Raw genomic sequence first — 12,747 nt, forward strand, 5'->3', positions numbered from 1 at the left:
TGGCTCACCCGATCACCCACTGCGCATAGGCGAGCGCCGTCACCAGCGAGGCGATGGTCGCCGCCAGCACCGGCATCACCGCCCGCCAGCCGAGGCCCAGCAGCAGATCGGTGCGGGTGCGCATCGCGGTCGCCGTAACCGCGAGCAGCAGCAAAGTCTTCGACAAAGTCAGCGCGTGGGCGGCCAGCTCGGGCGGGACCGGGGCGAGCGAGTTCACCCCCACCAGCGCAAGGAAGGCGAGGATGAAGCCCGGCAGCACCGGCACCCGCGCGCGGCCCACGCCTGCGGGCAGCGGCTGCCGCCGTGCGATCCAAAGCGCGGCGAGCGTCACCAGCGGGGCGAGCAGCGCGACGCGGGTGAGTTTTACGACGGTCGCCTGCGCTCCGGCTGCGTCCGACACGGCAAAGCCTGCGCCAATCGCCTGCGCGACGTCATGGATCGAGGCGCCGACAAGGAAGCCCGCCTGCGCGTCGGTGAAGCCCAACATGGCGGTGAGCGGAGGATAGGTGACCAGCGCAATGGCACTCGCCGCGGCGAGGATCACCAGCGTGAGCGTGAACAGCGCCTGATCGATCCGCTCGCGCCCGATCACGCCGTAAAGTGCCAGCGCAGCCGAGGCCCCGCAGATCGCGGTCGCACCCCCGCCGAGGAGGCCGATGGCAGGGCTCTGCCCGGTCGCGCGTGCGGCGGCCAGCGCGGCGACCAGCGCCGAGGCCATGACCAGCGCGAGCCCGGCGAAGGGGACAATCCCCATCGCGGCGACCTGCATCGCGGTAACCTGGAAGCCGAGCAGCACGATCCCGGCGCGCAGGCCGTGTCGGCTGACCGCGTCGAGCCCGTCATGGGTGCGCGGATCGGCGGCAGCGAAGTTCACCGCCAGCCCGATCAGCAGCCCCGCGAGGATGATCGGCACCCCGTAATTCTGCGCCAGCCACGCCGCCGCCGCACCGGCGATGGCGCTGATCGCAAGGCCGGGGACGAAGCGCGAAAGCGGCTTCCTCTCGGGCTTGGCCGCAGCGGCGCTGTCGGCGAGCATCATCTCGCCGAACAGGTCACCCGCGTAGGCTTCGAAATCGGGGCTTGGGCCGCGTGTCATGATGTATTCTGTCTCACGGTGTCACAAGCCTACCGCGCGGCCCTTTGCAATGCAACCGCGCGCGCAGGGTCAGTCGAACAACTCGGTATCGCTCACCGGGCGGCGGATCTCGGGGAGCAGCAACTGGAACCATGCCAGCGCGACAAGGTAGGACGCGGCGGCAAAGGCGAACAGCGGGCCGTAGCCGAGCCCCGCATCGAGCACGCGCCCTGCCACAAGACTGATCGCCACCCCGCCCATATTGCCCATGAAGGCGCCGAAAGCCGTCACCCGCCCGACCTTCTCGCCCGGCACCACGTCGGTGATGGTCGAGAACAGCGAGAGCGAGAAGCCCTGGTGCCCGGCCATCACGACGCCGATCATCACCGCCACCGGCCAGAAGCCCCCCAGCTGGAGCACCAGCGGTAGCGGCGCGACGATAAGGGCGCAGACCAGCATCACGCCCTTCCTCACGCGGTTGGGGCTGAAGCCCGCCTCGAGCAGCCGGGTCGAGACCCACCCGGCCAGCAGCGCGCCGAGCCCCGATCCCGCAAAGGCAATCGCCAGCGGCACCGCCAGCTCCAGCGTCGAAAGGCCGAATTGCTTGCGGTAGTAATCCGCCAGCCAGAAGTTGATGAACCACCAGGTCATGTCCGAGAGCGCCTTGGCCACGACAATCGCCCAGGTCTGGCGGTTCAGCAGGATCGCGCCGTACGGCGCGCTTCCGGCCCCGACGGCAGTCGCTTCAGCGCCCTGTGCCGCATTCAGCCCCGCCACCCCGCGCGCGAGCCACATCCACGCGAGCAGCGACACGAAGCCGCCGATCCCGCCCGCCACCAGCGCCCCGCGCCAGCCCACTGCCAGCGCCAGCGCGGGGATCACGAAAGGCATCGCGATCGTCCCCGCGCCCGCCAGCATGGTCGCAAAGCCGAAGGCGAAGCTGCGCTTGTCGGGCGGAAACAGCGTCGCGACGGTCTTGATGGTAAGCGGCGTCTGCACCGCTTCGGTCACCCCGAGGCCGACACGCGCCGCAACCACCTGCCAGGTGGTGAGCGCCCAGCCATGCGCCATCGCGGCGAGGCTCCAGGCCGACGCGCCGACCTGCATCGAGCGGTTGACCCCGAGCCGGTCGACCAGCCAGCCGGTGAACAGGAAAGCAAAGGCGGCCGAGAACTGCGTGACCGCGGCGAGATCGCCGAAGTCGCTGTCGGTCCAGCCGAAATCCTCCATCATGTCGGGCTTGAGGATCGCGATGATCGGCCGGTCCATCGCGTTGAACACCCCCGCGACGCACAGCACCGTGAACAGGCTCCAGCGCAGGCGCGGGGCGATGGAGGAGGGGGCGTCTGCGGCCATCACGGGTTCCTACTTGGGGCAGTCACGGGCAGGCAAGCGCGAGACGAAAGGGGCCGCCGGATCGCTCCGACGGCCCCCGTTTTCGTCACGCTTCCATGCGGATCAGAACGTCCGCACGCGCAAGGACACGCCGAAATAGCGGTCCGCATCGCGCGGGATCTGCAAGCGGCGGCCGTTCTCGATGTTGAGCAGCACGTAGCTTTCGTCCGCGATGTTGCGGGCGTGGAAGGTCACGCGGTACTTGTCGTCCGGGTCCGAGAAGCCGAGCGAGGCGTTCCAGATGCCGTAGGGGTCGATCCGGGTCGACGCCGCCTGCCCGAGGTCCGAATACTGCGTGCTGGTGTGGCGGTAATCGGTGTTGAGATACAGCGTCACCCCGCCCAGCTCGCGGGTGTAGTCCCCGCCGATGGTGTACACGAACTTCGGGGCGAGCGGCAGCACGGTGCCGTTGCGCGCGTCGGGCGCGTTGGTGGTGGGGTTGGGGTTGAACTCCGTCACGCGGGCATCGGCATAGGCCGCGCTCGCGCGAAGGTTGAGGCCGTCGACCGGGTTGACGACGAGGTCGGCTTCGAAGCCCTCGCTCTTCACCTTGCCCGCGTTGGTCAGGTTCGAGATCGTCGCGCCGTTCACGACGATGAAGTTGTTCGCCTGGAACCCGTCATAGGTAACCGTGAAGGCCGCCACATTGAGCTGCACGCGGTTGTCGAGGAACTGGGTCTTCGCCCCGATCTCGAAGCTGTCGGACAGCTCCTCGGAAATCGGCACCGCGTTGTTGGGGGCGGTGTGGTTGAAGAACACGTTGAAGGCCGGACCCTTGTAGCCGCGGGTGTAGGACCCGTAGAGCATGATGTCCTCGGTCGGCTTGAATTGGATCGCCGCGCGGCCCGACAGGTTGCCGTTGCTGGTCTCGCCGCGGCTCGTGTTGGTGCCGTTGCCGCCGTTGGCGATGAGGCCGCCCGCCGGGTTGAGGTTGGTGCCCGGGCCTGCTGCCGGGAGCCCGGTAACCGCATTCGCTGCCGGAGCACGGGTGTGGGTGAACTGGAGATTATCCCAGGTGTAGCGCAGACCGCCGGTCAGTGAGAGCTGGTCGGTGATCTCGTAGGTGGCTTGCCCGAACAGCGCGTAGTTGTTCGACCGCACGTCGCTGCGCGAGGTGGCGAAGGGGAACAGCGTGTTGACCGTGTCGGTAAGGTTGCACGGCACCGCGCCGCCCGGAAGCACCGGCGTCGTGGTGTTGGCGCAGGTCACGCCCCGGCGGGTGAAGTCCTGCGTATTGTCCGACTGCCACACAAAGGCGCCGACCTGATAGAAGAACGGCTTGGTCTGGTCCGAGGCGAGGCGGATTTCGGCCGAGACCTGTTCGGTCTTCACCGTGCCGAAATCGTGGAACTGGCCCGCGGTGCGGATCGCGCGCGGCAGGAAGTCGCCATCGCGCTGCTCCGAGTTCTCCCAGTTGCGATAGCCGAGAACGACGCTCAGCGTGTGGGTGTCGGTGATGTCGAAATCGCCGGTGCCGGTCAGGCTCCACTGCCGGTCCTGCGTGGCGGTGACGAGGTCGTGGTTGATGAAGCGCTGGTCTTCGCCGAGCGCCACGCCGTTCGGCAGGCCGAGCAGGGTATCCTGCAGCGTGCCCTGGCTGGCGCCGGTCACGTCGGCGCAGCAATCGTCGTCGGCCTTGTAGTAGTCGGCGATCAGGCGGACCTTGTTGCCGCCGTCGTTATAGTCGACGATGCCGCGCAGGCCGTAGCGCTCGTAGCCGTTGACGGTGTTGTTCCGGCCGCCGTTGATATTGGTGATGTTGCCGTCGAAGCTGCCGTAGAAGCCGGTCAGGCGGGCGCTGAGGTTTTCGGCGATCGGGCCGCTGACCGCGGCGCGAAGGCGGTATTCCTGACCTTCGAACCAGTCGGCGTTGAATTCGGCCTCGAGCGTGTCGGTGCCGCCCTTGGAGACGACGTTGACGAGGCCGGCGCTGGCGTTGCGGCCGAACAGCGTGCCCTGCGGCCCGCGCAGCACTTCAAGCCGCTGGAGGTCGACGAGGTCCATGAAGGCCTGACCCGAACGCGAGAGCACCACGCCGTCGACAACGGTGGACACAGAGGGCTCCGCCGCGACCGAGAAGCTGATCGTGCCCACGCCGCGCATCACGATCGCGCTGTTGGCGCTGGTGGTGCCCTTGCGGAAGGTCACCGAGGGCACGACGGTCGAGATGTTCTCGAGGCTGATGACGCCCGCCTGCTGCAGCCGGTCGCCCGACACAGCGGCGATCGCGATCGGCACGTCCTGAACGTTTTCCTCGACTTTCTGGGCGGTGACGATGATTTCCTCGACCTGCGCGAGCGCCGGAGCGGCGGAAGCGAAAGCGAGCGAACTGGCCGACAGGGCCAGCGCCTTGAGCGCAAAACGGGTGGTGGCGGACATTGTGTTCTCCCCTCTGGACATGATCGATTCTTTCGGGCGGGTGGTTGCCGATATCCGCCCGTGCGGTCGATCTTTGGCCAGTCGGGTTGCGCTTTCCGCTGCATTCTGTCAAGCGGTGTCAGAGTGGGCCAAGGGACGGGCCGGGACGAGGATGCAGGTCAGGGATGGTGCGGCTGGAGCCGGATGAGGGGGGCGTGACGTTGTGGCTGGCAGGCCACGCGGTGCTCTCTCATGCGCCCGAATGCCCTGCAATTTCCGTGGCTTCGGGTGCGCCGCAGGTCACCATGGTGCGCGGCAATTTCCGGCTTACGGACGATGCTGTGGCAGCGAAGCCACTGTGCCGGGCAGAAGTGGATGCGGGCGGCACGGTGGTGCTCTCGAGCGCCGATGACAGCGCCAGACTCGGCCTCACGCTTGCGCCGGATGCATCGCGGCTGACGCTGAGAGCGCTTTCGGGCCATGACCGCATCACGCTCGACCTCGCGCTTGCTCCAGACGATGTGCTGTGGGGCGGGGGCGAGCAGATGAGCCACCTTGTGCTCAATGGCCGCAACTTCCCGCTCTGGACCAGCGAGCCGGGCGTGGGCCGCGAACCCGGCACGCCGCTCACCGATCAGGCCAGCGCCGACGGAAGCTTTGCTGGCGGCGACTACTGGACGACCAACTATCCCGAACCCACCGTGCTGTGCTCGGGCGGCTGGGCGCTGTGCCTCGCCAACAGCGAATATGCCGAGTTCGACGCGCGCGAGGATGGCCGCTTGCGCATCCATGTCTGGTCGGGCGAGGTCGTCATCGACCTGTTCGAGGGCGCCCCCGCCAGCCTCACCCGCCAGCTGGGCGAACGCTTCGGCCCGCGCCAGCCGCTCCCTGACTGGGCCATCGGCGGCGCGGTGGTCGGCCTCAAGCAGGGTGTCTCCTCGTTCGAGCGGCTCGAAAGGCTGATCGACGCCGGCGCGGCCATCTCCGGCCTGTGGTGCGAGGACTGGGTCGGCATCCGCGAGACCAGCTTCGGCCGCCGCCTGTTCTGGGACTGGCAGTGGAACGCCGAGCGCTACCCCGATCTGCCCGCGCGCATCGCCGCACTGAAGGACCGCGGCATCCGCTTCCTCGGCTACGTGAACCCCTATCTCGCGGTCGACGGCCCGCTGTTCCCCGAGGCCGCCGCCAAGGGCTACTTTGCCCGCGAGTTGGACAGCGATGCCCCCTACCTCGTCGACTTTGGCGAGTTCCACGCGGGCGTCGTGGACTTCACCAACCCCGAGGCTGCCGACTGGTTCGCCGAGGAGGTGATCGGCAAGCGGATGCTCGATTTCGGGCTCGACGGGTGGATGGCCGACTTCGGTGAATACCTCCCCACCGACCTGCGCCTCCACGATGGCGACCCCATGCAGGAGCACAACCGCTGGCCGGTGCGCTGGGCCGGGGTCAACGCCCGCGCGGTCGCCTCGCGGGGGCGGACGGGCGACGTCTTGTGGTTCATGCGCGCCGGGCACACCGGGGTGCAGGCCCATTGCCCCCTGCTGTGGGCGGGCGACCAGTCGGTGGACTTCTCGCGCCATGACGGCATCGGCACGGTCATCACCGCCGCACTCTCCTCCGGCCTCGTCGGCAACGCCTTCAGCCACTCGGACGTCGGCGGCTACACCAGCCTGTTCGGCAATGTCCGGACCGAGGAGCTGATCCTCAGGTGGTACGAACTGGGCGCGTTCTCGCCGGTCTTCCGCACCCACGAGGGCAACCGTCCGGACGACAACCTCCAGATCGACAGCACCCCCGCGCTGATCGAGGGCTTCGTGCGCTGGAGCCGGGTACACGCGGTGCTTGCACCCTATGTCCGCCACCTCGTCGAAGAGGCGCAGACGACGGGCCTCCCCGCCCAGCGCGCGCTGTTCCTGCACCATCCCGGCGACCGCGAGACCTTCACGATCCAGGACCAGTTCCTCTATGGCGAGGACCTGATGGTAGCGCCGGTGATCGAAGCGGGAGCGGCGGAGCGCCGCGTCTATCTGCCGCAGGGCGACTGGCGGCACATCTGGAGCGGCCAGCACTATGCCCCCGGCTGGCACGAGGTGCCTGCACCCATCGGCGCGCCGCCGGTCTTCTACCGCTCCGGCAGCACCTTCGCGCCCCTGTTCGGGAGCCTCGCCGCATGAGCCGCGCCAATATCCGCGACGTCGCCGCCCGCGCGGGCGTGGCGGTCAAGACCGTCAGCCGGGTGATGAACGGCCACCCTTACGTGAGCGCCGAGTTGCGCGCCCGGGTCGAGCAGGCGATGGCGGAACTGGACTACCGCCCCTCGGTCGCCGCCCGCATCCTCTCGGGCGCGAAGTCGGGGCAGGTGGCGCTGATCTACGACAATCACAGCCCCTACTACATGTTCCAGATCCAGAAGGGCTGCTGGGACGTGTGCCACGAGAGCGGCATCCGCCTCCTCGCCCAGCCGGTCGACGTCGCCGATCCGCGCGTCGGCGAGCAGGTGCGCGGGCTGGTCAGCGAGACCCATGTGGACGGCATCATCCTCTCCTCCCCCGTCACCGATTGCGACCCTGTGCTGCGCGCGCTTGAGACGATGGACGTGCCCTTCGTGCGCATCTCGCCGGGGACAAATCACGCGCTCACCTCCTCGGTGTTCATGGACGACGCGCAGGCCGCCGACGACATGACCACCCACCTCATCAACGCCGGCCACCGCCGGATCGGGTTCATCAAGGGCCACACCAACCACATGGCCTCCGACGACCGCCTGTTCGGATATCGCCGGGCGCTGGACCGGGTCGGCATCCCGTTCGAGCCCAGCCTCGTGGTCGACGGCGAGTTCGACTTCGACAGCGGGGTGCGCGGCGCAAATGCGCTGCTCGACCAGCCCGCCCGGCCGACCGCGATCTTCGCCTCGAACGACGACATGGCCGCGGGCGTGCTCGCGGTGGCGCATGACCGCGGGATCGCCGTCCCGGCCGAGCTCTCGGTCGCCGGCTTCGACGACACCACGCTGGCGCGCACCGTCTGGCCGCCGCTCACCACTATCCGCCAGCCGATGGCCGACCTCGCCCGCACGGCGACCCAGATCCTGATCGCAGGCGGGGACATCACCCACAAGCGCCTGCCCCACGAACTCGTCGAGCGCGCCTCGGTCGCGCCGCCTAAGAGGAACTGACCATGAGTGAACTGCCCCTGCCGCCCGCAACGCGCCGCCTCGGCACGAGCGACATCGAGGTCTCGCCCATCGCCTGGGGCATGTGGCGCCTGGCCGAGGATGGCCGCACCGCTGCCGATGCGGCGAGACTGGTCCACGCGGCGCTCGATGCGGGGATCACCTTCCTCGACACCGCCGACATCTACGGCTTCGACGGCACCGGAGGCTTCGGCGATGCCGAGGCGCTGCTGGGCGAGGTGCTTGCCGCTGACCCCGGTTTGCGCGACAAAATGGTGCTGGCGACCAAGGGTGGCATCCTCCCGCCGCTGCCTTACGACCAGAGCCCGGCCTACCTCACCAAGGCGATCGACGACTCGCTGCGCCGGCTCAAGGTGGACTCGGTCGACCTGTGGCAGATCCACCGGCCTGACATCCTCGCGCACCCGCAGGAGGTCGCCCGCGTGCTCGACGACGCCGTGGCCTCCGGCAAGATCAGGACGCTGGGCGTCTCCAACTTCACGCAAGCCCAGATCGCCGCGCTCCAGCATTTCCTCGGCAACAAGCTGGTTTCAACCCAGCCCGAGATCAGCCCGCTCAGGATCACCTGCTTCGAGAACGGCGAGCTCGATCAGGCGATGATGCTGGGCCTCACGCCGCTTGCATGGTCGCCCCTGGGTGGCGGGCGTCTGGCCGCGCCCGAGACCGCGCGGGACAAGGCCGTCGCGGCGGCGCTCGATGCCGTCGCCGAGGCGCAGGGCGTCTCCCGCACCGTTGCGGCCTATAGCTGGCTGATGGCGCATCCGGCCGGGATCATCCCGATCATCGGCTCGCAGACGCCTGCGCGGATCGCCGAGGGGGCCGAGGCCCTCAAGGTCCGCTGGACCCGGACGGATTGGTACGCGGTGCTGGTCGCCGCGCGTGGAGAGAGGCTTCCCTAAATGACTGAACAGCAATGTGAAATCGCGTGGTTCTCCGCGCTGTGCGACGACGATTACGAGTTCCTCGGCGTGCCCGATCCCTATCTCCAATCGAGCTGGGAGCATTGCCGCAACCTCGTGCTGCGGGCCGAGGAGGGCGGGTTCGACAACATCCTGCTGCCCTCGGGCTACCAGCTCGGCGTCGACACCACGATCTTCGCCGCCGCGGTGGCGACGCAGGTGAAGCGAATCAAGCTCCTGTGGGCGACCCGCATGGGCGAGGACTGGCCGCCGCAGCTCGCGCGCCGGATCGCGACCTTGGACCGCATCCTCGGTCCGAATGCGGCGGGCGCTGGCGGGCGCTTGAACGTCAACATCATCTCTTCCGACATGCCGGGCGAGAAGATCGAAAGCGGCCCGCGCTACAGGCGCGGCACCGAAATCATGAAGATCGTACGCACGCTGCTCAACGGCGAGCACCTCGATTTCGACGGCGAGTTCTACAAGCTGAAGCTCGATCCGCCGCGCATCACGACGCTCTCGGGCAGGTGCCCGCCGTTCTACTTCGGCGGCCTCAGCCACGAGGCGCGCGAGTGTGCGGCCGAGGCGGCGGACGTCTACCTGATGTGGCCCGACACGCTTGCCAAGGTCCGCGAGAACATCGCCGACCTCAGGGAACGTGCGGCGAAGTATGGCCGCACCCTCAAGTTCGGCTACCGCGTCCACGTAATCGTGCGCGAGACCGAGGACGAGGCGCGGGCCTATGCCGACCGCCTGCTCTCCAAGCTCGACGACGAGGCAGGCCGCGCGATCCGCGAGAAGAGCCTCGATGCCAAGAACTACGGCGTGCAGCGCCAGCAGGAGTTGCGCGGCGCGGCTGACGGCGACGGCTTCGTCGAGGAGAACCTGTGGACCGGCATCGGCCGCGCACGCTCGGGCTGCGGTGCGGCGATCGTCGGCACGCCCGACCAGGTGCTCGCCAAGCTGCGCGCCTATCAGGCCGAGGGGATCGAGGCCTTCATCCTCTCGGGCTACCCGCACATGCAGGAAGCCGATCTCTTCGCGCGCCATGTGCTGCCGCACATCCAGCACGGCCCGCTCGAGATGTGAGGGACGGGGGGCGAAGTTTACAAAGTTGACACTGTAAACTTCGCATTCCTACAGGAATTATCTTGTAAATTCATCTGGATGCCGCGCAAAACCGAAGTTGACACATGGCATTGCGTTTTCACCCGCTCAGGGGCGGTTGAGGGTTGGTGGGCGGACGATGCGAAAGAGCAGTCCGTCCCTATAGCGCGCCCGCCGGCTGTAGGAAAATCCGCGCGCTGCCTGCCCGATTCGCTGGCCGCGCGCGGCCCTCGCCGCGCCCCTTGCCGCTACGGCGGCGCGCCCTCTCGCAATTGTCTCTTTTCCGCGTCCGCGCGCCGTGACAAAGCGTATCTCAACGCGGCAAAACGCAAGTCGGAGAGAGACCCCATGAACCTCGAATTCACCCCCGAAGAGCAGGCCTTCCGCGACGAGGTCCGCGCCTTCATCGCCGAGAACTATCCCAAGCACCTCGCCGATTTCGGCATGCGCGAGGACATGGCGCGCGAGGACTTCGTCGCGTGGCACAAGATCCTCGGGGCAAAGGGCTGGTCGGTTCCTGCATGGCCCGTGGAATATGGCGGCACCGGCTGGACCCCGACCCAGCGCTACATCTGGTCGGAAGAGAACGCCCGCGTGAACGCGCTGATGCCGCTGCCCTTCGGCGTCTCGATGGTCGGCCCGGTGATCTACACCTTCGGTTCGGAAGAGCAGAAGGCCAGGCACCTCCCCGGCATCCGCAGCGGCGAAGTGTGGTGGTGCCAGGGCTATTCGGAACCCGGCGCAGGCTCGGACCTCGCCAGCCTCAAGACCACCGCGGTGCGCGACGGCGATCACTACGTCATCAACGGCCAGAAAACCTGGACGACGCTTGCCCAGCACGCCGACTGGGGCTTCTTCCTGTGCCGCACCGATCCGACCGCCAAGCAGCAGGAAGGCATCAGCTTCATCCTCGTCGACATGAAGACGCCGGGGGTTGAGGTGAAGCCGATCAAGCTTCTGGACGGCGGTTACGAGGTCAACGAGACTTGGCTGACCGACGTGCGCGTGCCGGTCGAGAACCTCGTCGGGGTCGAGAACAAGGGCTGGACTTACGCCAAGTTCCTGCTCGCCCACGAACGTTCGGGGATCGCGGGCGTCGCGCGGAGCAAGCGCGGCGTCGAGAAGCTGCGCGAGATCGCGACCCACGAGACGCTCGACGGCCAGCCGCTGATCAAGGATTTCGACTTCGCCAAGAAGGTGAGCCAGCTCGAGATCGATCTGGCCGCGCTCGAGATCACCGAACTGCGCACGCTCGCGGGCGAGCAGGCGGGCAAGGGGCCGGGGCCGGAAAGCTCGATCCTCAAGATCAAGGGCACCGAAATCCAGCAGCGCCTGACCGAGCTGACGCTGGAGGCGGTCGGCACCTACTCCGCGCCCTACATGGGCGGGGTGTCGAACGACAATGGCTCGAACGAGCATCCGGTCGGCCCCGACTATGCCCAGCATGCCGCGGCGACCTATTTCAACATGCGCAAGACCAGCATCTATGGCGGATCGAACGAGATCCAGCGCAACATCATCACCAAGATGATCCTCGGCCTGTAAGATCCGAGCGACGGGAGAGAATTCGTGGATTTCAACTTCACCGAAGAACAGGGCATGGTGCGCGACGGCCTCTCGCGGCTGGTGCGCGAACAATACGGCTTCGAGGAGCGCCGCAAGGCGATTGCCTCGCAGGCCGGCTGGCGGCCCGAGGTGTGGGCGCAGCTGGCCGAGCTCGGCATCCTCGGGATGCCGTTCAGCGAGGCGGACGGCGGCTTCGGCGGCGGCGCGGTCGATGCGATGGTCATCATGGAGGAATTCGGCAAGGGTCTGGTGATCGAGCCCTTCCTACCCACCGTGGTCTGCGCAGGGGGCTTCCTCAAGCACGGCGGCACCGCAGCGCAGAAGGAAGAGCATATCGGCGCGATCGTGTCCGGGGCGGCGGTCTTCGCCTTTGCCTATGCCGAGCCCAAGGGCCGCTATGACTATGCCGACCTCGAAACCACCGCGAAGAAGGACGGTGCGGGCTATGTCCTCAACGGCCACAAGGCGGTCGTGATCGGCGCGCCCTGGGCGAGCCACCTTATCGTCACCGCGCGCACCGGCGGCGAACGCCGCGACCGTTCGGGCGTTTCGGTCTTCGTGCTGGCCAAGGACACCCCCGGCGTCACCACCCGCGACTATGTGACGGTCGACGGCCGCCGCGCCTCGGAAGTCTATTTCGAGAACGTCGCGCTGGGTGCCGATGCGCTGATCGGGGCCGAGGGCGAAGGCCTCGCGCTGATCGAGCTCGTCACCGACGAAGCCATCGCCGCGCTCTGCGCCGAGGCCTGCGGGGCGATGAAGGTCGCCCACGCGATGACGGTCGAATACTCGCGCCAGCGCAAGCAGTTCGGCGTGCCGATCGGCAGCTTCCAGGTGCTCCAGCACCGCATGGTCGACATGTACACCGCCTACGAACAGGCCGTTTCGCTGACCTATCTTGCGACGCTCCGCCTCGGCTCGGACGAGCGGACCCGCAAGCTGGCGGTCTCGGCCGCCAAGGTCGGCGTCGGCCAGTCGGCGCGGCTGATCGGGCAGGAAGCGGTGCAGATCCACGGCGGCAACGGCGTCACCGACGAATATGCCATCGGCCACTACTTCAAGCGCCTTACGATCTTCGACAGCGAGTTCGGCAATGTCGACCACCACCTGAAGCGCCACGTCGCGCTCTCCTGAGCCGCGCCGAGGATGCTGAA

General features: G+C 67.7%; 9 protein-coding genes. 6 read left to right on the forward strand and 3 right to left on the reverse strand.

Annotated features, from left to right (window positions below; genetic code table 11):
* Window positions 1-4: 4 nt before the first annotated feature.
* The 3 genes from PFX90_RS06875 to PFX90_RS06885 form a co-directional block, all read right to left on the reverse strand.
* Entirely contained in the window at window positions 5-1,096 is a 1,092-nt protein-coding gene (locus tag PFX90_RS06875; protein ID WP_285711637.1) for a YeiH family protein, read from the reverse strand.
* Between the two features lie 69 nt (window positions 1,097-1,165).
* Window positions 1,166-2,431, reverse strand: a complete 1,266-nt coding sequence (locus PFX90_RS06880) for an MFS transporter (RefSeq protein WP_285711638.1) — start codon at window positions 2,429-2,431, stop codon at window positions 1,166-1,168.
* A gap of 102 nt (window positions 2,432-2,533) precedes the next feature.
* Complete coding sequence (locus PFX90_RS06885; protein WP_285711639.1) at window positions 2,534-4,849, reverse strand: TonB-dependent receptor; 2,316 nt, start codon at window positions 4,847-4,849, stop codon at window positions 2,534-2,536.
* Between the two features lie 164 nt (window positions 4,850-5,013).
* Between PFX90_RS06885 and PFX90_RS06890 the strand changes: the two genes are divergently transcribed.
* The 6 genes from PFX90_RS06890 (at window position 5,014) to PFX90_RS06915 (ending at window position 12,727) form a co-directional block, all read left to right on the forward strand.
* On the forward strand, window positions 5,014-7,002 hold the full coding sequence (locus PFX90_RS06890) for an alpha-glucosidase (protein ID WP_285711640.1): 1,989 nt from the start codon (window positions 5,014-5,016) through the stop codon (window positions 7,000-7,002).
* On the forward strand, window positions 6,999-8,003 hold the full coding sequence (locus PFX90_RS06895) for a LacI family DNA-binding transcriptional regulator (protein ID WP_285711641.1): 1,005 nt from the start codon (window positions 6,999-7,001) through the stop codon (window positions 8,001-8,003). Before PFX90_RS06890 ends, PFX90_RS06895 begins: the two co-directional genes overlap by 4 nt.
* A 2-nt stretch (window positions 8,004-8,005) precedes the next feature.
* Window positions 8,006-8,920: an aldo/keto reductase gene (locus PFX90_RS06900; protein ID WP_285711642.1), complete on the forward strand. Its 915-nt coding sequence runs from the start codon at window positions 8,006-8,008 to the stop codon at window positions 8,918-8,920.
* Window positions 8,921-10,009, forward strand: coding sequence for an LLM class flavin-dependent oxidoreductase (locus tag PFX90_RS06905; protein WP_285711643.1), 1,089 nt, complete (start codon window positions 8,921-8,923; stop codon window positions 10,007-10,009).
* 366 nt (window positions 10,010-10,375) lie between these two features.
* Window positions 10,376-11,572, forward strand: coding sequence for an acyl-CoA dehydrogenase family protein (locus PFX90_RS06910; RefSeq protein ID WP_066528654.1), 1,197 nt, complete (start codon window positions 10,376-10,378; stop codon window positions 11,570-11,572).
* Between the two features lie 24 nt (window positions 11,573-11,596).
* Window positions 11,597-12,727, forward strand: coding sequence for an acyl-CoA dehydrogenase family protein (locus tag PFX90_RS06915; RefSeq protein ID WP_285711644.1), 1,131 nt, complete (start codon window positions 11,597-11,599; stop codon window positions 12,725-12,727).
* Window positions 12,728-12,747: the final 20 nt, after the last annotated feature.

The sequence above is a fragment of the Erythrobacter oryzae genome, from assembly GCF_030271515.1.
In the GTDB taxonomy this organism is placed as follows: Bacteria; Pseudomonadota; Alphaproteobacteria; order Sphingomonadales; family Sphingomonadaceae; genus Erythrobacter; species Erythrobacter oryzae.